Origin of the sequence: Tistrella mobilis (genome assembly GCF_039634785.1) — a bacterium.
Classification (GTDB): domain Bacteria; phylum Pseudomonadota; class Alphaproteobacteria; order Tistrellales; family Tistrellaceae; genus Tistrella; species Tistrella mobilis.
The window spans coordinates 1-22,033 of record NZ_JBBIAB010000031.1 but is presented as its reverse complement, the minus strand read 5'-3'; the positions used below and the strand labels follow the sequence as shown (position 1 = coordinate 22,033).

Sequence of the window (22,033 nt, the reverse complement as noted above, 5' to 3'; positions counted from 1 at the left end):
ACCTCCGGCCCATTGCTGCCTTCGTACTCGGCCATGCCCATCCCCTTTCACGTGCACCTGCGGTTTACAACAGCCTGTCCTAGACGACCCACGCACAAGCTGTCTAATCTCAAAAGAATACACCTCAAGCGGGAAGGACAACCATTAAATCGTCATCAGTTCCTCCACCCGATTGCGCCCGCCATGTTTGGCCGCATAAAGCGCACGGTCGGCGCGTTCCAGGGCGGGGGTGAGGTCGGTGTCGTCGGCCGCGGGGAAGGCCAGGCCGATGCTGACGGTGATCGCAAGCCGTTCGCCCCCCACCAGGAAGCTGCCGTTTTCAACCGCGCGGCGAAGCCGGTCGGCGACGCCGCGGGCGGCATCGGGGTCGGCATGGCGCAACAGGATCACGAATTCCTCGCCGCCGATGCGGGCGAGCAGGCTGTCTTCGGCCGGGCAGACATCGCGGATCAGATGGGCGAAGGTGGCCAGCACCAGATCGCCGCCGGCATGGCCATGGGCATCGTTGATCCGCTTGAACCGGTCCAGATCTGCGATCATCACCGCCAGCGGCCGGTTGCGGGTCAGCCAGCGGCGGGCGCCGTCCTGCAGGCCGCGGCGGTTGAACAGCCCGGTCAGCGGATCGATCCGTGCATCGCGCGCCAGATCGGCCCGGGCGCGTTCCCAGAGCATGCCGGCCGTGGCGATGCAGGAAATCACCCCCAGCAGATTGTCGACCACCGAGACGATCACGACCGAGGCGGCCTCGGCGTCGCTCTCGGACCCGCCTCCCCACCAGGTGACGAGGGCGGAGACAAGGAAGCTGAGGCAGTAGAGGGCCACGCAGGCGGCCACCACCGTGCGCGACACCGGCCAGCTTCCGGGCAGCGCCGGATCGCGGCCGATGCCGCGCACGAGCACATGGGTGTCCAGGGCGTAGAGCACCGCCAGCAGCAGCAGGGTGACGGACACCACCGAGGTCGGCGGCCAGCCGAGCGTCATGCCGACGGCATAGTGCAGACCGGGGGCCACCCCGGCGACCAGCGCCGGACCCCACCAGACCGGCCGGATCCGGTCGAAATAGCGGGTTCCCAGCCAGAAACAGGCGGGCGAAAGCCCGCAGAGCACGAACACCGCCCCGCCCTCCAGGGCCGGGGGATACCTGGCCGAAGACAGGAACATCATGCCGAGAAGCCCGAGGGTCAGAAGCACATAACCGACGGCCCAGAGCGCCAGCTCGGGCAGGCGACGATCGGCCAGCCAGAACAGGCTGAACACGATGGCGCCCGAGGCGTTGATGAACATGCTGCTCGCCAACAGGGTGTCGGGATCGAGGGGCATGACGGCCTCACCAGCGCCGGTTGTGGGGGTGTGGTCGCAGAGACACGGCAGAACATGCCGGTCTTCGGCTTATATCCCGCCCCGGGCAGCGAGGCCAGTGCGTTTCGCGACACTCCCGGCGGTTTCCCGATATCACAGGATCTCGCGCAACAGGGTTACCACGGCGGCACCGACCAGCACCACCAGCGCCGCCGGGCGATAATGGCGGGCATCGGCCCGGCGAAAGCCCGCCGCCCCGATCGCGCTGCCGCCGACCACCAGCGGCAGGGCGGCCGCCGACATCACCAGTTCCGGCCAGCCGATCAGCCCGGCGAACCAGGCGCTGGCGCAGCCGGTGACGGCGGTGAAGAAGAAGAACACCATCAGCGTCGCACGGATGATCCGCGGGTCGCGCTCCGCCGCCAGCATATAGGCCACCACCGGCGGGCCCGGCATGGCGGCAAGCCCGGTGAACAGCCCGGCGACCAGGCCCACGCCCAGCCGGGTGATGCGGGCGTGCAGCAGCCCGCCCTCGCCTGCGCCTTCGGCCCGGGGCGGGCGCCAGGCGGCGGCGGCCCCCAGCAGAACGATGCAGGCGATCACGATCCGGGTGATGTCGCCCGGCAGCGCCACCAGCGCCCAGGTGCCGAGGGGGGTGGCGATGGCAAGGCCCAGGGTCAGCCAGCCGACCAGCCGCCAGTCCACCGCCCGCCGCTCGCGCACCGCATCGGCACTGCCGATCACCAGCTGGGTGAGCATCACCACCGGCACGATCATCGCCGGCGGCAACACCAGCCCCGCAAGCGGCACCGCGGCAAGCGCGAAGCCGAAACCGGTGAAGCCACGCAGCAGCCCGGCCACGAAGATGGCGAGGCCGGCGCCGGCGAGGTCGGCGGGGGAGAGGCTGAAGAGCAGGTCTTCAGCCATGGGGTCGCGATGCAGGGCGCGGCGAGGCGGAGGAAGCAAGCACGGCGGATCGTCCCGGAAAGTGAGACGGCATCATCCGCCCTGTTGCCCCGCGCGGCAAGCCCTGCCCGCCCCTCAGGTCTCCCCGCACCTCACGCCGCCCGGAACACCGCATCCTTCAGCGGCACCGCCGGATCGGCGGCGCGGGGGCGGTCGATGACCAGGCCGGTGCCGATCAGGCGGCGGGCCATGGCGATGTCGCGGGGGGCGTTGAGGGCGATGACGGCGCAGAGGCGTTCGGCCGGATCCAGCCAGAGCAGGCTGCCGCGGCCGGTCTCGGGGCTGCCGCGGCGGATGGGCTGCGCCGCCATGTCGGGCAGGCCCAGGATCTGGAGGTTGAGGTCGTACTGGTCCGACCAGAACCAGGGGGTTTCGGCGGGCGGCACGGGCAGGTTCAGGATCGCGCGTGCCGCCGCCTCGGCCTGGAGATTGGCCATCTGCCAGCTTTCCAGCCGGGCGGCCGTGCCGAGGGCGGGGTGCGGGGTGCGGGCGACGTCGCCGATGGCGAAGATCGCCGGATCGTCGGTACGGCCGGCCGGATCGGTCAGAATGCCGTCGGCGGTGGCGAGGCCGGCGGCGCGGGCCAGATCGTCCTCGACCGTCAGGCCCACCGCGACCACGGCCATGTCGGCGGCCAGTTCCGCGCCCGAGGCGAGCCGCGCGATGACGCCGCCGGTGCCGGTGGAGGCGAGCGCCACCGGGGCATCGCCGAGGCGCAGATCGACGCCGCGGCGGGTGTGGAGATCGGCCAGGATGGCCGAAACCACGGGCGGCAGCACCCGGCCGCAGAGCCGGGGGCCCGCCTCGACCAGGGTGACGTCGAGGCCCGATTTGCGGGCGCTGGCCGCGACCTCCAGCCCCAGCCAGCCGCCGCCGATCACGAGCAGGGAGCGGGACCGGGCCATGCGCGCGCGGATCCCTTCGGCATCGGCGGCGGTGCGGATCGCGAAGATGTCGCGGCCGTCGGGGGCAAGCCCCGGCAGCGCGCGGGCGCGGCCGCCGGTGGCCAGGATCAGGGTTCCGTATGGCAGAACGTCGCCGGCATCGGTGGTGACCGTCTGCGCCGCCCGGTCGATGGCGGTGACGGTGGTGCCGAGGCGCAGCGTGATCGCCTGTTCGGCCGCGACCGCTTCGGACAGCACGATCAGCCGGTCGAAGGGGGTCTCGCCCAGCAGCAGGCCCTTGGAGAGGGCCGGGCGTTCATAGGGCGGCAGGGGTTCACGGCCGATCAGGGTGATGGGGCCGGTCGCGCCATGGCGCCTGAGGGCCAATGCCGCGGCCCCACCGGCCTGGCCGCCGCCGATGATCACGATCTGGCTCATCTTCATCTGCCTTTCAATTGGTCACGAGCGCGCGCGGGCGCCGGCTTTTGACCCTTGGCCTACTTTTGACCCTTGGCCCGCTTTTGCCCCATGGACACGGCAAGACCCTGGGGTATTGTGGCGGCTTGTTGCAGTGCAAGGGGGGCTGCCCCCGTTGCGGAACCACCGGATATCCCGAGACATGGCCGAGACCAGCGAGACCGCCCCGCCCGAAAAGCGCCGCCGCGCCCCCACGAAGCGTGTCAAGGACCGGCCTTTGACCGAGGCCGACTGGGTGGAGGCCGCGATCGACATCCTGGTCGACGAGAATGTCCGCGGCATTCAGCTGCACAAACTCTGCGACCGGCTGGGCGTCACCAAGGGCAGCTTCTACTGGCACTTCAAGAAGCGCAGCGACCTGCTGGCCGCCATGCTGAACACCTGGCGCAGCCGGATGACGCTGAACGTCATCCGCAGCGTCACCCGGGCGGGACCGGGCGGCATGGAACGGCTCCGCCACCTGCTTGCCCTGCCCCGCCGCCCGAAATCCCAGGCCTTCGCCGCGATCGAGACCAGCATCCGCGACTGGGCGCGGCGGGTGGAAATGCCGCGCAAGGCGATCTGGGAGGTGGACCAGATCCGCATGAGCTTTTTCGAGCAGATCTTTCGCGATCACGGCTTCGACGAGACCGAGGCGCGCAAGCGGTCCTATATCGCCTATTGCGCGATGATGGGCGACAGCGTGCTGCACAAGACGCTGGGCGACCAGGTGGCGGAGCAGGACTATATCGACAAGGTCATGGAGCTGCTGACGGCCCCCGCGGCGACGACACCGGACGGCACCACCAGCAGCCCATCTCAGCCCTGAGGCGCCTCGCGCGCCAGATCCAGCGCCACGTCGACGATCATGTCTTCCTGGCCGCCGACCATGCGGCGCCGGCCAAGCTCGGTCAGGATGCGGCGGACATCGACGCCATAGGTGGCGGATGCCGTCTCGGCATGGCGCAGGAAGCTGGAATAGACCCCGGCATAGCCGAGGCTCAGCGTCTCGCGATCCACCCGGACCGGCCGGTCCTGAAGCGGGCGGACCAGATCGTCGGCGGCATCCATCAGCGCATAAAGATCGCAGCCATGCGCCCAGCCATAACGGTCGGCGGTGGCGATGAACACCTCCAGCGGCGCATTGCCGGCCCCCGCCCCCTGCCCCGCCAGCGAGGCATCGACGCGGATCGCGCCGCATTCGACCGCGACCACCGAATTGGCGACGCCGAGCGACAGGTTGTGATGGGCATGAATGCCGATCTGGGTTTCGGGTGCCAGGACCTGACGGAAGGCACGCACCCGGTCGGCGACGCCGGCCATCGTCAGGGCCCCGCCTGAATCGACCACATAGACGCAATGGGCGCCGTAGTCTTCCATCAGCTTCGCCTGGGCCGCCAGCTTCTCGGGCGGGTTCATATGGCTCATCATCAGGAAGCCCGAGACGTCCATGCCCAGCTTGCGGGCATGGGCGATGTGCTGCTTCGCGATATCGGCCTCGGTGCAATGGGTGGCGACCCGGACCGAGCGCACGCCGGCGGCAAAGGCCCGCTCCAGATCATGAATGGTGCCGATGCCGGGCAGCAGCAGGGTGGTGAGCTTCGCGCGGGTGATCACCGAAGCCGCAGCCTCGATCCAGTCCAGATCGGTGGTGCGGCCGAAGCCGTAATTGAAGGACGAGCCGGCAAGCCCGTCGCCATGGGCGATCTCGATCGCATCGACGCCGGCCCGGTCGAGCGCGGCGGCGATGGCGGCTACCTGATCCAGCGTGTACTGGTGACGGATGGCATGCATGCCGTCGCGGAGCGTGACGTCCTGGACGTAGAGGCGCAAGGGCTCGGTGGTCGCCGTGCTGTCGGTCGCAATGATGTCGGTCATGGGTCAGGCTGCCTTCTCGCGCCGCAGGTCGACCAGGCGTTCGGCGGTTTTCAGCGCCGCCGAGGTCATGATGTCGAGATTGCCGGCATAGGCCGGCAGATAATGGCCGGCGCCCTCGACCTCCAGGAAGACGCTGACCTTGAGGCCGGTGGCCGCCTCGGCGACGCCGGGGATGCGGAGCGGGGCGTTGTCGCCGATCACCTCGAACTGCACCGCCTGCTTCAGCCGATAGCCGGGGACATAGGCCTGAACCTCGGCCACCATCTTCTCGATCGCCGCGCGGACCGCCTCGCGGTCCTGGGTCTGCGCCAGGCAATAGACCGTGTCGCGCATGATCAGCGGCGGCTCGGCCGGGTTCAGCACGATGATCGCCTTGCCGGCACCGGCACCGCCGACCTCGCGGATGGCACGCGAGGTGGTCTCGGTGAATTCGTCGATATTGGCACGGGTGCCGGGGCCGGCCGAGCGCGAGGAAATCGAGGCCACGATCTCGGCATAGGTCACCGGCGCAACGCTCGCCACCGCCGCCACGATCGGGATGGTGGCCTGGCCGCCGCAGGTGACCATGTTGACATTGGGGGCATCGCGCATGGCATCCAGATTGACCGGCGGCACCACATAGGGGCCGATGGCGGCCGGGGTGAGGTCGATCACCTGCTTGCCGTCGGCCTGAAGCAGCCGGTCGTGCCGGGCATGGGCGCCGGCCGAGGTGGCGTCGAAAACGATGCCGATCTCGGGATAGACCGGCAGGGCCTGCAGCCCCTCGATGCCGTCATGGGTGGTGGCGATGCCCAGCCGTGCGGCCCGCTTCAGCCCGTCGCTCTCGGGGTCGATGCCGACCATGGCCGCCATCTCCAGCGTCTTCGACATGCGCATGATCTTGATCATCAGATCGGTGCCGATATTGCCCGAGCCGATGATGGCGCATTTGACCTTGGTCATGGGTGTCAGTCTCCGAACACGAAGGAAAGCGGCGCGAAGCCCTGGATCTCGACGGTGCAAACGTCGCCCGAGGCCACCGGCACCATGGGGCCCAGGGCGCCCGAGAGCACGATGTCGCCCGCCTCCAGCGGCCGGCCGAGTTCCGCCATGCGCCGGGCCAGCCAGAGCGTGGCGTTCAGCGGATGGCCGAGACAGGCGGCGCCGACCCCGATCGAGGCCGGACGGCCGTTCAGGGTCAGCACCATGCCGCCCAGGCGCAGATCGACATCGCCGATCCGGCGGGGTTCGGTGCCGAGCGCAAAGCCCCCGCCCGAGGCATTGTCGGCGACGGTGTCGGCGAGGCGGATGTTCCAGGCGGCAATGGCGCTGTCGACGATTTCGACCGCGGCATAGGCGCAATCGATCGCCCCGGTCAGCCGGGTGAGCGAGATCTGCGGATCATCGATCCGCCGGCCGATCACGAAGGCGATTTCGGCCTCCACCTTGGGCTGCATGAAACGGCGGAGCGGCACGACATCGCCTTCGCCGAAGGCGTAATCGGCCCAGATCGTGCCGAAATCGGGCTCGCCCACGCCCAGCTGGTCCTGCACGGCCTTCGAGGTCAGGCCGATCTTGGCGCCGACCGGGCGGCGGCCGGCCTCGATCCAGCGGGCGGTGTTCAGCGCCTGCACGGCATAGGCGGCCTCGACATCGGTGATGCCATGGGTCTCGCGCACCGGCGGGATCTGGGTCAGGCTCTCGCGTGCGGCGAAGATCGCCGCGGCCGCGGCCTGGATATCGGGGGTGATCTGGGTCATTCTGCGGCTTCCGCTGCGGCCTGCCAGCCATTGCGGCGGGCGAAGGCGGTATGGGTGGTGCGTTCGGCCCGGAAGGCCGCGAGATATTCGGCGACCAGCCGGTCGGCCAGCTCGCGCACGGGGGTGACGCGATCGGCCGCCCCCACGCCCTGGCCGGCGCTCCAGACGTATTTCCAGGCCTTCACGCCCGAATGCATGTCGCCCGAGAAATCGATCCTGGCCTCGGCCTTCATGGCATCGAGCGGGATGCCGGCCTTTTCGATCGAGGCGCGCATCCAGTTGCCGAGCGCGCCGGTGATGGCCCGCGACGCCACCAGATCCTCCATCCGGCTGTCGACCACCATGGCGCGGTAGTCGTCGGAGACCAGGCTTTCCGGGGTGGCGATGAAGCGGGTGCCCATATAGGCGAAATCGGCGCCGAGCAGTTCCACGGCGCGAACGCTGCGGCCATGGCTGATCGCACCGCCGACCACGATCGGCCCGTCGAAGAAGCTGCGCACCTCGTCGATGAAGGCGAGCATGGCATATTCGCCGGTATGGCCGCCGGCACCGGAACAGACCAGCACCAGCCCGTCGGCCCCCTTGTCGACCGCCTTGCGGGCGAAGCTCGCCGAATTGACGTCGGCGAAGACCAGGCCGCCATAGCCGTGCACCGCATCGGTCACCCGATGCGGGCCGCCGAGCGCGGTGATCACGATGCCGGGGCGGAACTCCTGCACCAGCGCGATCTCGTCGTCGAAACGGCCATAGCTCTGATGGGTGATCATGTTGAAGGCCCAGGGCGCCGGCCGCTCACCGGCGGCACGCGCGGCATCCAGCCGGGTGGCGATGTCGGTGAACCAGGCCCGCAGATCGTCGATCGTCCGGCCATTGGGCCCGGGCAGCGAGCCCATCAGCCCGGCCCGGCAGGCCTCCACCACCAGATCGGGGCCCGAGACCAGGAACATCGGCGCCACGATCACCGGCAGGCGCAGCTGGTCTTTCAGCGATGCAACCTGGCTTGCCACGTCATTGGTCATTCTTTATCTCCGGTTGCAGATGGCGCGGGTCAGCCGCGCTTGCGCCGGCCGCCGCCGCGCACCTCCAGCCCGCCATCCGAGGGCAGGATCACCGCGGTCATGAAGCGCGAGGCGCTGCGGCTGGCGAGCAGGACATAGGCATCGGCATGGTCTTCGGGCTCGGACAGGAAGCCCAGCGGCACGGTCTTGGCCACCATGCGGTCGAAGCCCTCGATCGCATCCAGACGGGTGGCCTCCGCCCCGGCCGAGGCGAGACCGCCAAGCCCGGTGCGGGTGCCGCCGGGGGCGACGGCATTGACCCGGATCTCGGGCGCCAGCTCGAAGGCGAGCTGGCGCACCGTGCCGACCAGGGCGTGTTTCGAGGTGACGTAGAGCACCCCGCCGCCGCCGGCATAGAAGGACGAGGAGGACAGCGTGAAGACGATCGACCCGCGCGTGGCCCGAAGCGGTTCCAGCGCCGCCCGCGCGGCCAGCAGATAGCCTTTGACGTTGACGGCGATCAACTCGTCGAAACGCGCGGCGATTTCGGGCCCGGTCTGGTCTTCGAACGGCACCGAGAAATCGTAGACGCCGGCATTGGGCACCAGCACGTCCAGCCTGCCGAAGCGCTCGACGACCGTGGTTACCGCGCGGAGATTGTCGTCCCAGGACCGGACATCGCCGATCACCGGGGCCACCCGGTCGCCATGCGCGCGGACCAGATCATCGGCATCAGCCGCAGAACGCACAAGCACGCCGACCTGCGCACCCTCGGCCACGAAACGGTCGACCACCGCCCGGCCGATGCCCTTGCCGCCGCCGGTGACCAGCGCCGCCTCGCCTTCCAGGGCCCTGCCCGTCATCACGCCGTCCTCCCAAAGTTTGGATAAGGTCTGTCAGAAGAAGGTGTTGAGGTTCTTGGACAGCAGGATGTTCTGCACGATCAGGATCCGCCGTTCGGCGATGGTGATCCGCCCGTCCTCCAGCTTCAGCAGGTCTTCGCGGCGGCCATGGATGACGTCCTGGTCCTTTTCGTTGCGATTGCGCACGTTCTCGAAGCACGAGAACGCCCGCACCAGACCGGGGGTGCCGGTCTCGATCGCCTCGATGTTGGTCACGATGTGCAGATGCCGCGTCGCCGGGTTGTCGGCCCAGGCCGAGGGCTGTTCATAGCGGGCGACGCGGACCCTGAGCATGGCGAAATCATCGTCGAAATAGGACATCTCGCCATCGGTCCAGGGCCCGCGCTGATCGCCGCGTTTGCGGGTCTCCATGGCCGGCATCCAGTAGCGGATGCCGGGATCGAGCAGGGTCAGCCAGTCGGCATAGGCCTCGCGGTCGAGCAGCCGCGCCTCGCGGTAATAGAAGCGCTCGATGCGGCGGAGCAGCTCGTCGGCGACGGGGGTTTCGTCCAGCATGGGAACGGTTTGCACGGTCATCCTCGCCTCCCTCACTCGGCCGCCTGGGGCAGCGGTTTGGCCGGCGGCGCGGTCTCGGCGCGCTGCAGATCGCCCCAGCTGTCGAAGCGCATGAATTCGGCCCAGCGCTTGTAGAACTGGCGCTGATTGGCGTCGTTGAGCGAGCCGTGATGGATATGGCCGGGCAGGCTTGACTCGGCCCAGCCGCTGTCCTGGCCCAGGCCGTAATGCAGCTTCTGATGCCGGGTCACCCAGCCCTGATTGGCCTTGGTGCAGTATTCCCAGTTCTCGCCGTCGTCCATTTCGAACACGCCGCCGGGCGAGAAGGTCATCATGGTGCCTTTGCGGTAAAGCTCTTTGATCCGCTCGGGCATATTCCTGTTCACCAGCGTCCAGGTGTAGAGGTCGATCCGGTCCGGCCCCTTGGGATGCCAGACGCGGAAGGTCGCCTGGCCGGGCAGGAACGAGAAATTGGGGAAGACGGTGCAGGACGACACGGCCCCCACCATCCGCGCCCTGACCTCGCCCAGCCGCGCCTTGACCGCCTCGTAGCGGCCCAGCACATAGTCGTTCAGCTCGGGAAAGCCCAGCGTGCGGGTGTTGCCGACCTTGTCGAGATTGGTTTCGATGCCATGGCCGTAGACGCTGGCCTGGAAGGCGCGCTCGTCATAGCGCGAGCCCAGATCGACGGCCCCGCCCAGGATCGCCTCGGCACCCGATTGATGGGTCCAGAAGGCATGCAGGATGTCGCCGACGAAGTTCTCGGCCGGGAACTTCCAGTTGCACTCGACGGTGGACTTGACGCAGCCGCCGATGAATTCGGTGCCGCCCTCGTCATTGTCGAGCATGACGTCGAGATACCAGGTGAAGGGCCCGAAATAGTCTTCAAGCGACGGCGCCTCGGGATCGAAGGTGCCGAAGACCAGGCCCTTGTAGCTCGCGACCTGGGCGACCGGGGTCAGGCCGATCTCGGATTTCTGAAAGCCGGGATCCTTGTCATAGACCTTGCCGTCGGTGCCGTTCAGCCGGCCGTCGATGCCGAAGGACCAGCCGTGATAATTGCAGATGAAGCCGCGGGCCTTTTTGCCGCTGTCCACCATGCACACCCGGTTGCCGCGATGCGGGCAGGAATTCAGATAGGCGCCGATGCGGCCATTGCGCTGGCGGACAACGATGACGTCGTCCTCGCCCATATAGGTGCGCACGAAATCGCCGGGATTGGGGATCTGGCTTTCATGGGCCAGGAACAGCCAGGCCCGGCCGAAAATCTGCCGAAGCTCGGCTTCATAGATCGCGCGGTCGATGAAGACCCGGCGATCGACCTGGGCGCGGCTGTCGTCGACCAGATCGGCGAAATCGGGATAGCTGCCGGCCTTGGGGTAGACCGGCTGCATGTCGGGGCGCGCCTTGGCGTCGCACATGACTTGTTCCTCCGAAGGGCGGACCGGATGGGAGAGCTTGTGTTTTTTGTGGCGCAGGCGCGCGTATCGGGACCGTTCAGCCGAGGCTGGCGAAAACCGCGCCGTCGCGCAGTTCGGCCGCATAGGCGCGGAGCTTTCCGCAGCCCGCCGGGGCGTTGTGGACACTGCCGTCGGCCAGGTCGAATTCGGCGAAATGGACAGGGCAGACCACCCGGCCATCCTCTACCCAGCCCTTCGACAGCGATTCCTCGGCATGCGGGCAGGTGTCGTCGAAGACATGGACCACGCCGTCGACCAGGGTGGCGGCCAGCGGCTTGCGGCCGTCGATCTCGATCTTCAGCACCTCGCCTTCGGCAAGATCGGCCGCATCGCAAAGGCGGATCAGGGTGGTATCGGTCATGGGGGGCGTCTCCTCAGGCGGCGGCGAGTTCGGCGAAGCCGAGGCCGGTGATCCAGCCGGGGACCGGCAGATAGTCGATCACCCGGGCCTGGCTGCCGCCGACCGCGCCCATGGCGCAGATGAAGGTGCGGATTTCCATGGCGCCATTGCCGCCCTGTTCCAGGATGGTGGCGTCGTCGAGCGCGATCAGCGCCTCGGCATCGCCGCGGGCGACGCAATCCAGCACCATCCGGTCGAAATCGGGGTTGATGCGGCCCATCTCGGCGGTGCCGACCCAGTGCGAAATGCCGCCAGAGCCGATCACCACCACCCGCTCGTCACCGGCATGGCTTGCCACCGCCCGGCCGATCTGGCGGCCCAGATCGAAGGCGCGGCGCTTGTGGATATAGGGGTCGACGCCGCAGGCCAGCATCACCGGCACAGTCTTCACCCCGGCATTGGGGGCGATCAACAGCTGGTGCGGGATGGCGATCGAATGATCGACCTGCATCGACCGGCCGACCGTCCAGTCGAAGCCTTCGGCGAAGCCCTGTTCGGCGATGTGGCGGGCGAGATCGCTATGGTTCTCGATCGGGCCGCGCTTCAGCCCGGGCAGCTGGTCGATCGGGCCGTCGACCTCGCCGGTCGCGATGACGTATTGCGGCAGGCAATCCGTGCCGAACAGGATGTAGTGGTCGCAGCCGATGACGATGGCGGTGGTGGCCCGAAGCTCGCCGATCCGGCGGGCGATCGCAGCATAGGCGCCATAGACCGCGGCCGCCTCGGCCTCGCTCGCAGCCTTGGGGGCGGCATACATCACGGGGTCGTGGGGGACGACGAAACCGCCGACGATCCGGCTCATGACGGGGCTCCTTCGGTCGGGGTGGCGCTGTTCTGGTTCTGCACGGCGCGGCCCTGCATGGCGCGAATATAGTCGGGGTTGCGCCGGCCAGCCTGGAGCCAGAAGCCCCAGGTCAGCATGGTGTTGACGCCGAGATCGGCCAGCGCGCGGACGTCGTAGTCGCGCACCAGCGCCTTTTCCTCGGCGCTCAACCGATAGCGGGCGAGGTATTTTTCGGCATCGGCGGCAAAGGCCTCGCGGTTCTGCCGGCTGGTCGACAGGTCGTAGAGCAGCTTTTCGAGCACGTCGCGGCTCATGGGCATGGCCCTCCTTCACGCCGGATCAGTCGCGGGCCATGAATTCGGTGACGAGATCCAGGAAACGGGCCTCGCGCTCGATCTGCACCCAGTGGCCGCACTGGCCGAAGGAATGCAGCTCCGAATTCGGCACCGAGCGGTGCATGTCGAGCGCGCGTTCGAACGGCACCACCCGGTCTTCACGGCCATGCAGGATCAGCGCGCGGTGCGGCAGGGTCGCCAGCGCCTTGAGCGGAATGCCGCGCACGGTGGGCCGCTCATCACCCGCAGGCGCCGGCATCAGCTTGCGGAAGGCTTCGAGCGCACCCGGCTGGGTGGCGGCCTCGAACCGGCGCTGGATCAGCTCGTCGGTGATGATGCTGTCGTCATGGGGGAAGAAGCTGACCGCGTGGCGCATGCCCTCGATCGTGCCGTCGAACTCCAGCTGGGCGCGCAGGCCGTCGGTCATCGGGAATTCGCCGCAGGGGGTGCCGAGCAGTACCAGGCGGTCGATGCGGGTCGGGTGCGACAGCGCGGTGGCAAGGCCCAGCGCGCCGCCGAAGGAATTGCCGACCACGCCGACCTTCTCCAGGCCCAGCGCGTCCAGGATGCCGATGAAATGCGCGACCCAGAGCTTGATGTCATAGCGCGCATCGGGCTTGAGTTCAGTCATGCCGAAGCCGGCGATATCAGGGGCGACGACATGGAAATTGCGGGCCAGTTCAGGGATCACCTTCGACCAGTTGGCCGCGGCAGAGACCCCGGCGCCGGACCCATGGAGCAGCACCACCGGGCGGCCCTGGCCGGCCTCGTGCAGATTGGTGCGATGATCATGGGCCTGGATGGTGCGGGTGACGACCTGGATGGCGGCAGGGGCCTGGGCATTCATCGGTGCGGTTCCTTTTCAGTACCTGAAGGTATGGAAGAGACGCAACCCCATGGTCGGGGGCATGACAAGGGGCAGGATCGGCTAGCGCATCAGCTGCGGCAGGGCCAGCGACAGCCAGGGCACGAACAGGATGAGGGCGAGACGGACGACATCGGCGGCGATGAAGGGCATGACCCCGCGGAACACCGAGGCCAGCCGGACATCGGGCAGCACCGCGCGCAGCACGAAGACGTTGAGGCCGATCGGCGGGGTGATCAGGCTGATTTCGGTCACGACCACCACCACGATGCCGAACCAGATCAGGTCGTAGCCGAGGCTCGCGACCAGGGGATAGAACACCGGCACGGTCAACAGCATCATCGACATGCTTTCCAGCACGCAGCCCAGCACCAGATAGACGCCGATGATCGCCAGGATCACCACCAGCGGCGGCACGTCCATGGCCCCGATCCAGGCGACCAGCGCCTGGGGAACGCTTGCGACATTGATCAGATTGGCGAAGAGGAAGGCGCCGATCAGGATCGCGATCAGGGCGACGGTGGTGTGGGCGGCATCGGTCAGCGCATCGCGGACCATCGCCAGGCTGGCCCGGCCGCGGGCGGCGGTGATGAGCAGGGCGCCGACCGCGCCGATGCCGGCGCTTTCGGTGGGCGAGAAGAACCCGCCATAGATGCCGCCCATCACGATGACGAACAGCAGACCCGTGGCCCAGACATCGCGCAGCGCCTTCAGCCGATCGCGCAGCGGCATCCGCTCCGCCGCAGGCCCGGCCTTGCGGTCGAGGGTGGTGACGGCGACGACCGCCGCCGCATAGAGCAGGATGCCGACCACACCCGGCAGAAGCCCGGCGATGAACAGCTGGCCGATATCGGTCTCGGTGAGGATGCCGTAGAAGACCAGCGCGATCGAGGGCGGGATCAGGATGCCCAGCGTGCCGCCGGCCGCGATCGAGCCCGAGGCCAGCGCATCGCTGTAGCCGTATTTCTTCATCGGCGGATAGGCGACCCGCGACATGGTGGCCGCGGTGGCGAGGCTGGAGCCGCAGACCGCCCCGAAGCCGCCGCAGGCGACGACGGTGGCGACCGCGAGCCCGCCCCGGCGATGGCCGACCAGGGCATGGCAGGCCCGGTAGAGTTCCTCGGCGATGCCCGAGCGGCTGATGAAGGCGCCCATCAGGATGAACAGCGGGATGACCGCGAATTCATAGGTGAGCACCGTCTCGGTGGCGATGATGCCGATCTGCGACAGCGCCGGGCCGATGCCCTGATAGACCGCGAGCCCGCCGATGCCGACCAGGCCGGTGGCGGCCGCAATCGGCGTGCGCAGCAGCAGCAGCGCGAACAGGATCAGAAAGGCGATGGTGACGATCATCCGACCTGCTCCGCTTTGCCGGCCCCGGGTGCGAGGCTACGGCCGGTGACGGTCAGCCAGCCGCGGGCGAGATGGCCGGCAAAGGCCAGCCAGGCCAGCACCGCCAGCGCATAGAGCGGCACATGCTTCGCAACCGGCAGGAAGAGGAAGGTTTCGCCATAGGCCATGGAGGTGCCGGCCTGGCGGGTGATCCAGGCGGCGACCAGCCCCCAGAACAGCGCCTCCACCAGCCAGACCAGAGCGCCCCGAACCGCATCGAAACGCGGCCAGCGCCGATAGCGATCCTCCAGCAGGTCGATCGCGATATGGCCGCGATGCAGCTGGGTGGCGTAGAGCCCGGCATAGGTGGCAAGGCCCAGCAGCACGCCGATCATCTCGTAGGCGAAGCCCAGCGGCTCGTTGAACAGCACCCGGCCGGCGACGTCGATGAAGGTGACCAGGGCCATGAGCATCAGCGTGGCCATGGCGATCCGGTCGGTCAGGCCGCGCACCATGCGGATCAGGGCGGTCATGGCCTCAATTGCCCCCGCTGCGGGCCAGTTCGGCGCGGTAGAAGTTGAGCGCGCCGCCGCCGTCGATGCCGAGCTTCGCGGCCTGTTCCAGCCACGCCACCTCGGCCGGCTGGAAAGCGGCCTTCAACTCGGCAAGGAAGGCCGGGCTGGCATCGCGATAGGCATCGCCCAGTTCGGCCTTGATGGCCTCACGCGCGATCAGATCGTGTTTGTGCCAGAGGGCGCCCATCTTTTCCGACAGCGTCTCGCCCGACAGCTTCAGGATGGCGGCGCGATCGGCTTCCGAAATCTTCTCCCACTTCGCCTTGTTAACGATGACGAAGGCGGCGTTGGAATAAAGCCCGCCGGGGATGCGGGTGACATGCTTCACATACTGTTCGACCTTGAAACCGGTCACCAGCTCGTCGGAAATCGCGGTGCCGTCGATGATGCCGCGGGAGAGCATCTCGCGCAGTTCACCCAGCGACCCCGAAACCGGCACCGCGCCCACATCCTTCAGCACCCGGCCGACGGTGGGGGTGGGCACGCGGATCTTCTGCGCCTTGAGATCGGCCAGGCTTTCGACCGCGGTCTCACGCATATGGATGTTGCCGCCCGAGGTGACGTGCATCGCCAGCGTCACAACATCGCCCTGCATGCCGGTGGGCGCGAAAAAGTTCTCCCAGAGCCGCCAGAAGGCGACCGAGCTTTTGCCGGCGTCCTCGGTGATGAAGGGCAGTTCCACCATTTCGGTCAGCGGAAACACGCCGGGGGTGTAGCCATGGGGGCCCCAGGCGAGATCGGCGACCCCGTCGACCACCGCCTGATAATTGCGGTTCGGCGGCGCGATCGGCTTGGCCGAGGGCTCCACCTTCACCCGGCCTTCGGTGGCCGCCTCGATCTCGGCGAACCAGGGATACAGACCCTCGGTCTGCGACCAATGGCCGGTCGGGAACCACTGGTTGTAACGCAGCACCACCGGCTCGGCCATGGCCGCCGCGGTCATCGCGATCACGGCGCCGGCGGTGGCGAGACCAAGTCTGAGGCCGGCGCGTTTGAGACCTTGCATCTTCATGGACAGTCCCCCCTGTTGCTGATGCCCACAGTACTCTTTGGTATGTTGAGGGCAAAGTTCGGTGTGCCTGGTCTGGCAGCCTGTCGGCAGCGATCGTCACGCGGATGGAAAGGTGGATCCCCGCCTGCGCGGGGATGACGGCTTTTGCCGTCTGGAACCGGAGGTCGACGTCATCGCCGCGACCACACGGGCTCCTTGAAAAAAAGCTTCGTCATTCCCGCGAAGGCGGGAATCCACCTTCATGCCGCACCGGTCAGGCCGCAGCTTCGGCCGCTTCCGCCGCCTGGCGGCGGAGCGCGATGCGGTCCAGCTTGCGGGCCGGGGTCAGCGGCAGATCCTCGATCAGGCGGATCTCGGCCGGGACCTTGTAGGCGACCAGCCGCGCCTTGCAATGCGCCACCAGCTCCGCCACACCGGTCTCGGCATAGGGATCGACCACCACGAAGGCGATGATCCGTTCACCCGACCGCGCATCGGGCAGGCTGACCACGCCGACCCCCCGCACATCCGGATGCTGGTGGATGACCTCTTCCACCTCGCGCGGGAAGACGTTGAAACCCTTGACCAGGATCACGTCCTTCTTGCGGTCGGTGATGGTCAGGAAGCCTTCGGCATCGACAAAGCCGATATCGCCGGTCAGCACCCAGCCGTCGCGGATGGTGGCCGCGGTCTCGTCCGGGCGGTTGCGGTATCCGGTCAGCGCGTGCGGCCCGCGCACGCAGACCTCGCCCGCCTCGCCCGTCGGCAGTTCCCGCGACCAGTCGTTCAGGTCGGCGATGCGGATCGCGACATCCGGCACCGGCTTGCCGACCGAGCCGGCCTTGCGGCCGAAACTGTCGGTATTGACCGCGATCGGCGCGATCTCGGTCATGCCATAGCCTTCGGCGATATCGACGCCGGTCCGGTCTTTCCAGCGCTTCAGCACCTCCACCGGGAAGGGCGCGCCGCCGCCGCCGCAGACCGCAAGCGAAGAGAGGTCGGCGGTTTCGAAATCCTGCGCCGCCATCAGCCCCTGATAGATCGCCGGCGGCCCGCCGCCGAAGACCGTCACGCGGTGACGCGCGATCAGATCGACGACATGATCGGGCTGAAAACGATCGGGGATCACCAGGGTCGCCGCGGCATGGACGGGATTGCCAACCCCGAACAGCCAGCCATAGATGTGGAACATCGGCGCGACCGGCAGCCAGACCTCGCCTTGGGCGCGGGTCGGCCAGCCCCAGTCGATGCGCAGGATCGCATCCATCATCGCCCGGTGGCTGTGAACGATGGCCTTGGAAATGCCGGTGGTGCCGCCGGTGAACATCAGCGCGGCCGGCGCCTGGGGCGAGGCCTGGCGCGGCACCCAGACCGCCGGCCCGCGGGCTGCCAGGGCGTCGGGGGTGAAATCGCCCTCGCCCAGCACCAGAACCCGGTGGCCGAAGCGGGGCATCAGCGCGCGGGCGGCCTCGGCCGTCTCGGGCACCGTCAGCACCAGCGCCGGCTCGGCATCGGCGAACAGCGGCTCCAGCGCCGGCGCGGGATAGAGCGGGTTCAGCAGCACCGGCGTGGCGCCGGCATACAAGACTGCAAAGTATGCGATGTGATACTCGATCCCGTTGGGGATCAGCAGCACCACGCTGCGGCCACCAAAACCCGCGGCCTCGATCCAGCCTGCGAGTTCCGCGACCGCGCGGCCCTCGGCCGCATAATCCAGGCTGCGCCCGCGGTGAATGAGTGCCGTTGTTTCAGCATGTTGGGTGACGGCGTGGTCGAAAGCCGCCAGCACGGACCCGAAGGCCGGCCGGGGCTCTCCACGGCCGTGAACGACCGGAGCCTGCGACGTCATTTCGTCCTCCCTGCGTCGCTATTCGTTGCACAAGGAAGTACCGTGGCGCCGGCTTTGAGTCAATACCTCTTGGTATGGAACCGCCAGCCTCTCACGAAACCCGCCCCTGCGCTTTGATCCAGATCAAAAATATCGCGGCCTGACGTCGCAAATGCGCGTTTGGTCAAACCCGCCCCTGTCGCGTCTGCGGGGATGTCGCGACCATGTCACCGGCGGGGGTCGGCAAGAATTCACCCCGCTCTCTCAAGCAGTTGTGCGGCGGCGCGACCGGATGACGCAGCTGCCGGACGGGCCCTTTTCTCTACGTCCGGTAGCGCGCGCCTGCGACAGGGCTGCGACATTGCTGCAGTTGAGGCATGGGCGCCGGCGGGTCTTGGATGGCGCTGCCGCGACAGGCTGCCTCACCCGGCCTTGCCGAAGCCGCGTCGCGGGCAACCTTATGGTCCAGGCGTCGTTCCGACGATGTCTCACCGCCCGTTCGAGCCCGGGACCATCTTCCGAGGAGGAGTGTCATGGCATCGACCGATCTGCCGCGCCGCCGCCCCGCCGATCGCGGCCAGGCATCACCCGACGGAGGCGGCCATGTTTGATCAGGCCGACGCCGTTCTCCTGGCGCGCATCCAGTTCGCCTTCACCGTGTCGTTCCACTTCATCTTCCCGGCCTTCTCCATCGGCCTTGCCAGCTATCTGGCGGTGCTGGAGGCGCTGTGGCTGAAGACGGGGCGCACGGTCTATCTCACCCTGTTCAAATACTGGCTGAAGATCTTCGCCCTCGCCTTCGGCATGGGCGTGGTGTCGGGCATCGTGATGTCCTATCAGTTCGGCACCAACTGGTCGGTGTTCTCCGACAAGGCCGGGCCGGTGATCGGGCCGCTGATGGCCTATGAGGTGATGACCGCCTTCTTCCTGGAAGCCGGCTTCCTGGGCGTGATGCTGTTCGGCATGAACCGCGTCGGTCGCGGCCTGCATTTCGCGGCGACCCTGATGGTCGCGATCGGCACCTTCATCTCGGCCTTCTGGATTCTCTCGGCCAACAGCTGGATGCAGACCCCGGCCGGCTTCTCGATCAACGAGGTCGGGCAGTTCGTGCCGGAAAGCTGGCTGGAGATCATCTTCAACCCCTCCTTCCCTTACCGACTGGCCCATACTGTGCTTGCCGCCTATCTGACCACCGCGCTGGTGGTCGGTGCCGTCGGCGCCTGGCATCTGCTGCGCGACCGCCGCAACGAGGCGGCGCGGGTGATGTTCTCGATGGCGACCGGGCTGGTGATGGTGGCGGCGCCCATCCAGATCTTCGCCGGCGACATGCACGGGCTGAACACCCTGGAACACCAGCCCGCCAAGGTGATGGCCATGGAGGGCCATTTCGAAAGCCATCCCGACGGCGCGCCGCTGATCCTGTTCGGCATTCCCGATCAGGAGGCGGGCGAGGTGCGCCACCAGATCGCCATCCCCAAGGCATCGTCGCTGATCCTGAAGCATGATCCGGATGCGCCCCTCGACGGGCTGGAGACGGTGCCGCGCGAGGACTGGCCCTATGTGCCGATCGTGTTCTGGTCGTTCCGCATCATGGTCGGGCTGGGCTTCCTGATGCTGGCGCTGGGCAGCTTCGCCCTGGTCCAGCGGCTGCGCGGCCGGCTGCATACCTCCCGCGCGCTGCACCGCTTTGCGCTGGCCATGGGCCCGTCGGGTTTCGTGGCGGTGATCGCCGGCTGGGTGACCACCGAGGTCGGCCGTCAGCCCTTCACCGTCTATGGTCTGCTGCGCACGGCGCAGTCCGCCTCGCCGCTGGAGGCGCCTGCGGTCGCGACCTCGCTGCTGATCTTCATCCTGGTCTACTTCATCGTCTTCGGCAGCGGCACGCTCTACATCCTGAAACTGATGCACAAGGCGCCGCAGACCGCCACCCCCGATCAGACCCGCGACGACGAGACCGAGGAACACCAGCCGGTGCGCGCCGCCGGCATCACGCCGGCACCCGCCGTCCATGCCGGCCGCGCGATCGGCAGCCGTCACGGCCCCGGCACCCATGCCTCACCCACCCGCGAGGAGAGGTGATCCGATGATGACCGGTTTCTTCGATCTGCCCACCATCTGGGCCTTCGTCATCGCCTTCGCCGTCTTCGCCTATGTGGTCATGGACGGTTTCGATCTGGGGCTCGGCATCCTGTTTCCGGCCTTCGCGCCGGGCCCCCAGCGCGACCGGGTGATGAATTCGGTCGCCCCCGTCTGGGACGGCAACGAAACCTGGCTGGTGCTGGGCGGCGGCGGGCTGATGGCGGCCTTCCCGCTCGCCTATGCGATCATCCTGCCGGCGCTTTATGCCCCGATCATCGCCATGCTGCTGGCGCTGATCTTCCGCGGCGTCGCCTTCGAATTCCGCTGGCGCGACGCCCGCCACCGCCGGGCCTGGGATTTGGCCTTCACCGCCGGATCGATCGTGGCGACGCTGGCCCAGGGCATCACCCTCGGCGCGCTGCTTCAGGGCATCGCGGTCGAGGGGCGCAGCTATGCCGGCGGCTGGTGGGACTGGCTCACCCCCTTCAGCCTGCTGGTCGGCGTCAGCCTGGTGATCGGCTATGCGCTGCTGGGCGCCACCTGGCTGGTGATGAAGACCGACGGCGTGCTGCAGCTGCAATGCCGCAGCCTGGCGGTCCGGCTGGGCATCGCGACGCTCGTCTGCATGGCGGCGGTGAGTGTGGCGACGCCCTTCCTGTCGGGCGCCTATTACGAGGCCTGGTTCGCCTGGCCGCGGGTGCTGTTCACGGCGCAGGTGCCGCTGCTGGTGCTGATCTGCGCCGCCGCCTTCTTCCACGGGCTTCGCCGCGACCACGACTACACCCCCTTCCTGATGGCGCTGGCCCTGTTCGCCCTCGGCCTCGCGGGGCTGGGGGTCAGCATCTTCCCGCATGTGGTCCCGCAGGCGGTGACGATCTGGGAGGCGGCCGCCCCCGAGGCGAGCCTGGGCTTCATGCTGGTCGGCGCCGCGGTGCTGATCCCGATCATCCTGGGCTACACCGCCTATGCCTACTGGGTCTTCCGCGGCAAGACCGGCCATGAGGGGTATCACTGAGATGGCGAAACAAGACACCCCCCACCGCCATCACCACCTCCCCCGCCCGCGCCAGTGGCTGTGGTTCCTGGGCCTCTGGGTCGCGGGGGTGGCGGTTACCGGGGCGGTGGGGTTGGTGATCAAATTCTGGTTGGGGCAGTAGCCCAAGGCAGCGGTCAGGGTTCGAGGTGATGCGGCAGCTCGACCCTGGCCATTGCGTAGTGGACCCGGCCGGTGTTGTCCACATAGCTGAAGGGAAGTTCGCGGGTTACGGCAATAGAAATTGCCGCGGCCGTGTAGACCTTGGTCCCGGACGTGATGTCGATGCAGATCCGGGCCTTCTTTCGGCCCATCGATCGCCTGAGGTCAGCGCGAATCCGGTCAATATGCTGATAGACCGCATCGAAATCCTCAAAATCGGGAACTTCATTTCCGACGGGCTCAAATTCCACGCCATCCACGCCACGATCCGTCACCAGATTTTTTGCAATGTCCCTGAATTTTTCGAGATCATTAATCGTTTGATTTGACGGCACGATGATGATTTTTCGAAGCCTCTCTTTGCGATCCCCCAATGAATCGTTCAGCACTCGTAGATTCTGCCGCCAAGGATGCCGCTGGAGATTCCCAAATTTAGAGCAAATTACCCAGCATAGGAATCAGGGGATTCCCCTCAGCCGTCAGTTGTGATTCAAGATAGAGGCTGGAGAAGGAGGCCAGCCTGTATGGCGAAAGCTCTTTCCGTCGACCTG

The 22,033-nt window shown here is 67.6% G+C and carries 23 protein-coding genes; 4 read left to right on the top strand and 19 right to left on the bottom strand.

The annotated features are described in order from the left end of the window. Nucleotides 1–144: 144 nt before the first annotated feature. The 3 genes from WI697_RS25195 to WI697_RS25185 all read right to left on the bottom strand — a co-directional run bounded on the left by WI697_RS25195 (nucleotide 145) and on the right by WI697_RS25185 (nucleotide 3,587). Entirely contained in the window at nucleotides 145–1,320 is a 1,176-nt protein-coding gene (locus tag WI697_RS25195) for a GGDEF domain-containing protein (protein ID WP_345960380.1), read from the bottom strand. A 132-nt stretch (nucleotides 1,321–1,452) separates the two neighbouring features. Next, nucleotides 1,453–2,226, bottom strand: a complete 774-nt coding sequence (locus WI697_RS25190) for a sulfite exporter TauE/SafE family protein (protein ID WP_345960379.1) — start codon at nucleotides 2,224–2,226, stop codon at nucleotides 1,453–1,455. Nucleotides 2,227–2,357: 131 nt separating this feature from the next. Continuing rightward, a complete protein-coding gene (locus WI697_RS25185; RefSeq protein ID WP_345960378.1) occupies nucleotides 2,358–3,587 on the bottom strand; it encodes an NAD(P)/FAD-dependent oxidoreductase in 1,230 nt (409 codons plus the stop codon). A 181-nt stretch (nucleotides 3,588–3,768) separates the two neighbouring features. On the opposite strand from WI697_RS25185, the gene WI697_RS25180 reads away from it, so the two are divergent. Continuing rightward, complete coding sequence (locus tag WI697_RS25180) at nucleotides 3,769–4,434, top strand: TetR/AcrR family transcriptional regulator (protein ID WP_345960377.1); 666 nt, start codon at nucleotides 3,769–3,771, stop codon at nucleotides 4,432–4,434. Here the strand turns inward: WI697_RS25180 and dmpG are convergent. From dmpG to WI697_RS25105, 15 genes are all read right to left on the bottom strand, one after another. After that, on the bottom strand, nucleotides 4,425–5,483 hold the full coding sequence (gene dmpG / locus WI697_RS25175; protein ID WP_345960376.1) for a 4-hydroxy-2-oxovalerate aldolase: 1,059 nt from the start codon (nucleotides 5,481–5,483) through the stop codon (nucleotides 4,425–4,427). The genes WI697_RS25180 and dmpG overlap by 10 nt on opposite strands. A gap of 3 nt (nucleotides 5,484–5,486) precedes the next feature. Then, entirely contained in the window at nucleotides 5,487–6,425 is a 939-nt protein-coding gene (locus tag WI697_RS25170) for an acetaldehyde dehydrogenase (acetylating) (RefSeq protein ID WP_345960375.1), read from the bottom strand. A gap of 5 nt (nucleotides 6,426–6,430) precedes the next feature. Then, nucleotides 6,431–7,213: a 2-keto-4-pentenoate hydratase gene (locus WI697_RS25165; RefSeq protein WP_372070641.1), complete on the bottom strand. Its 783-nt coding sequence runs from the start codon at nucleotides 7,211–7,213 to the stop codon at nucleotides 6,431–6,433. 5 nt (nucleotides 7,214–7,218) lie between these two features. Next, nucleotides 7,219–8,241 (bottom strand): NAD(P)H-dependent flavin oxidoreductase, encoded by a 1,023-nt coding sequence (locus WI697_RS25160; RefSeq protein WP_062764201.1) that lies wholly within the window; start codon nucleotides 8,239–8,241, stop codon nucleotides 7,219–7,221. 29 nt (nucleotides 8,242–8,270) lie between these two features. Beyond that, complete coding sequence (gene hcaB / locus WI697_RS25155; protein WP_345960373.1) at nucleotides 8,271–9,083, bottom strand: 3-(cis-5,6-dihydroxycyclohexa-1,3-dien-1-yl)propanoate dehydrogenase; 813 nt, start codon at nucleotides 9,081–9,083, stop codon at nucleotides 8,271–8,273. A 33-nt stretch (nucleotides 9,084–9,116) separates the two neighbouring features. Further along, complete coding sequence (locus WI697_RS25150; protein WP_296715738.1) at nucleotides 9,117–9,659, bottom strand: 3-phenylpropionate/cinnamic acid dioxygenase subunit beta; 543 nt, start codon at nucleotides 9,657–9,659, stop codon at nucleotides 9,117–9,119. 11 nt (nucleotides 9,660–9,670) lie between these two features. Then, entirely contained in the window at nucleotides 9,671–11,059 is a 1,389-nt protein-coding gene (locus tag WI697_RS25145) for an aromatic ring-hydroxylating oxygenase subunit alpha (RefSeq protein WP_345960372.1), read from the bottom strand. A 76-nt stretch (nucleotides 11,060–11,135) separates the two neighbouring features. After that, nucleotides 11,136–11,459: a Rieske (2Fe-2S) protein gene (locus tag WI697_RS25140; RefSeq protein WP_014752877.1), complete on the bottom strand. Its 324-nt coding sequence runs from the start codon at nucleotides 11,457–11,459 to the stop codon at nucleotides 11,136–11,138. Between the two features lie 13 nt (nucleotides 11,460–11,472). Beyond that, nucleotides 11,473–12,300: a DODA-type extradiol aromatic ring-opening family dioxygenase gene (locus WI697_RS25135; RefSeq protein ID WP_345960371.1), complete on the bottom strand. Its 828-nt coding sequence runs from the start codon at nucleotides 12,298–12,300 to the stop codon at nucleotides 11,473–11,475. Beyond that, nucleotides 12,297–12,596 carry a hypothetical protein gene (locus WI697_RS25130; protein ID WP_345960370.1) on the bottom strand — a complete coding sequence of 100 codons (300 nt, stop codon included), beginning with the start codon at nucleotides 12,594–12,596 and terminating at the stop codon, nucleotides 12,297–12,299. Before WI697_RS25130 ends, WI697_RS25135 begins: the two co-directional genes overlap by 4 nt. Nucleotides 12,597–12,621: 25 nt before the next feature. Then, nucleotides 12,622–13,464: an alpha/beta fold hydrolase gene (locus tag WI697_RS25125; RefSeq protein ID WP_014752874.1), complete on the bottom strand. Its 843-nt coding sequence runs from the start codon at nucleotides 13,462–13,464 to the stop codon at nucleotides 12,622–12,624. 81 nt (nucleotides 13,465–13,545) lie between these two features. Further along, nucleotides 13,546–14,835, bottom strand: a complete 1,290-nt coding sequence (locus tag WI697_RS25120; protein ID WP_062764211.1) for a TRAP transporter large permease — start codon at nucleotides 14,833–14,835, stop codon at nucleotides 13,546–13,548. Beyond that, on the bottom strand, nucleotides 14,832–15,347 hold the full coding sequence (locus WI697_RS25115; RefSeq protein ID WP_345960369.1) for a TRAP transporter small permease: 516 nt from the start codon (nucleotides 15,345–15,347) through the stop codon (nucleotides 14,832–14,834). Before WI697_RS25115 ends, WI697_RS25120 begins: the two co-directional genes overlap by 4 nt. Nucleotides 15,348–15,351: 4 nt before the next feature. Then, a complete protein-coding gene (locus WI697_RS25110; protein WP_345960368.1) occupies nucleotides 15,352–16,401 on the bottom strand; it encodes a TRAP transporter substrate-binding protein in 1,050 nt (349 codons plus the stop codon). A 253-nt stretch (nucleotides 16,402–16,654) separates the two neighbouring features. Beyond that, nucleotides 16,655–18,229 (bottom strand): class I adenylate-forming enzyme family protein, encoded by a 1,575-nt coding sequence (locus WI697_RS25105; protein WP_345960367.1) that lies wholly within the window; start codon nucleotides 18,227–18,229, stop codon nucleotides 16,655–16,657. Between the two features lie 582 nt (nucleotides 18,230–18,811). Between WI697_RS25105 and WI697_RS25100 the strand changes: the two genes are divergently transcribed. The 3 genes from WI697_RS25100 to WI697_RS25090 are packed head-to-tail and all read left to right on the top strand — an operon-like array spanning nucleotide 18,812 to nucleotide 21,444. Further along, nucleotides 18,812–20,287, top strand: coding sequence for a cytochrome ubiquinol oxidase subunit I (locus tag WI697_RS25100; RefSeq protein WP_345960366.1), 1,476 nt, complete (start codon nucleotides 18,812–18,814; stop codon nucleotides 20,285–20,287). Between the two features lie 7 nt (nucleotides 20,288–20,294). After that, nucleotides 20,295–21,302: a cytochrome d ubiquinol oxidase subunit II gene (cydB, locus tag WI697_RS25095; protein WP_345960400.1), complete on the top strand. Its 1,008-nt coding sequence runs from the start codon at nucleotides 20,295–20,297 to the stop codon at nucleotides 21,300–21,302. A 1-nt stretch (nucleotide 21,303) separates the two neighbouring features. Continuing rightward, nucleotides 21,304–21,444, top strand: a complete 141-nt coding sequence (locus WI697_RS25090) for a hypothetical protein (protein WP_345960365.1) — start codon at nucleotides 21,304–21,306, stop codon at nucleotides 21,442–21,444. Between the two features lie 13 nt (nucleotides 21,445–21,457). Here the strand turns inward: WI697_RS25090 and WI697_RS25085 are convergent, their stop codons facing one another. Beyond that, a complete protein-coding gene (locus WI697_RS25085; protein WP_345960364.1) occupies nucleotides 21,458–21,871 on the bottom strand; it encodes a hypothetical protein in 414 nt (137 codons plus the stop codon). Between the last annotated feature and the right edge of the window lie 162 nt (nucleotides 21,872–22,033).

What these genes read in the sequence shown, in the direction of transcription:
- WI697_RS25195 (WP_345960380.1), bottom strand. Translation starts at nt 1,320, where the DNA reads ATGCCCCTCGATCCCGACACCCTGTTGGCGAGCAGCATGTTCATCAAC.
- WI697_RS25190 (WP_345960379.1), bottom strand. Translation starts at nt 2,226, where the DNA reads ATGGCTGAAGACCTGCTCTTCAGCCTCTCCCCCGCCGACCTCGCCGGC.
- WI697_RS25185 (WP_345960378.1), bottom strand. Translation starts at nt 3,587, where the DNA reads ATGAGCCAGATCGTGATCATCGGCGGCGGCCAGGCCGGTGGGGCCGCG.
- WI697_RS25180 (WP_345960377.1), top strand. Translation starts at nt 3,769, where the DNA reads ATGGCCGAGACCAGCGAGACCGCCCCGCCCGAAAAGCGCCGCCGCGCC.
- dmpG (WP_345960376.1), bottom strand. Translation starts at nt 5,483, where the DNA reads ATGACCGACATCATTGCGACCGACAGCACGGCGACCACCGAGCCCTTG.
- WI697_RS25170 (WP_345960375.1), bottom strand. Translation starts at nt 6,425, where the DNA reads ATGACCAAGGTCAAATGCGCCATCATCGGCTCGGGCAATATCGGCACC.
- WI697_RS25160 (WP_062764201.1), bottom strand. Translation starts at nt 8,241, where the DNA reads ATGACCAATGACGTGGCAAGCCAGGTTGCATCGCTGAAAGACCAGCTG.
- hcaB (WP_345960373.1), bottom strand. Translation starts at nt 9,083, where the DNA reads ATGACGGGCAGGGCCCTGGAAGGCGAGGCGGCGCTGGTCACCGGCGGC.
- WI697_RS25150 (WP_296715738.1), bottom strand. Translation starts at nt 9,659, where the DNA reads ATGACCGTGCAAACCGTTCCCATGCTGGACGAAACCCCCGTCGCCGAC.
- WI697_RS25145 (WP_345960372.1), bottom strand. Translation starts at nt 11,059, where the DNA reads ATGTGCGACGCCAAGGCGCGCCCCGACATGCAGCCGGTCTACCCCAAG.
- WI697_RS25140 (WP_014752877.1), bottom strand. Translation starts at nt 11,459, where the DNA reads ATGACCGATACCACCCTGATCCGCCTTTGCGATGCGGCCGATCTTGCC.
- WI697_RS25135 (WP_345960371.1), bottom strand. Translation starts at nt 12,300, where the DNA reads ATGAGCCGGATCGTCGGCGGTTTCGTCGTCCCCCACGACCCCGTGATG.
- WI697_RS25130 (WP_345960370.1), bottom strand. Translation starts at nt 12,596, where the DNA reads ATGAGCCGCGACGTGCTCGAAAAGCTGCTCTACGACCTGTCGACCAGC.
- WI697_RS25125 (WP_014752874.1), bottom strand. Translation starts at nt 13,464, where the DNA reads ATGAATGCCCAGGCCCCTGCCGCCATCCAGGTCGTCACCCGCACCATC.
- WI697_RS25120 (WP_062764211.1), bottom strand. Translation starts at nt 14,835, where the DNA reads ATGATCGTCACCATCGCCTTTCTGATCCTGTTCGCGCTGCTGCTGCTG.
- WI697_RS25115 (WP_345960369.1), bottom strand. Translation starts at nt 15,347, where the DNA reads ATGACCGCCCTGATCCGCATGGTGCGCGGCCTGACCGACCGGATCGCC.
- WI697_RS25110 (WP_345960368.1), bottom strand. Translation starts at nt 16,401, where the DNA reads ATGAAGATGCAAGGTCTCAAACGCGCCGGCCTCAGACTTGGTCTCGCC.
- WI697_RS25105 (WP_345960367.1), bottom strand. Translation starts at nt 18,229, where the DNA reads ATGACGTCGCAGGCTCCGGTCGTTCACGGCCGTGGAGAGCCCCGGCCG.
- WI697_RS25100 (WP_345960366.1), top strand. Translation starts at nt 18,812, where the DNA reads ATGTTTGATCAGGCCGACGCCGTTCTCCTGGCGCGCATCCAGTTCGCC.
- cydB (WP_345960400.1), top strand. Translation starts at nt 20,295, where the DNA reads ATGACCGGTTTCTTCGATCTGCCCACCATCTGGGCCTTCGTCATCGCC.
- WI697_RS25090 (WP_345960365.1), top strand. Translation starts at nt 21,304, where the DNA reads ATGGCGAAACAAGACACCCCCCACCGCCATCACCACCTCCCCCGCCCG.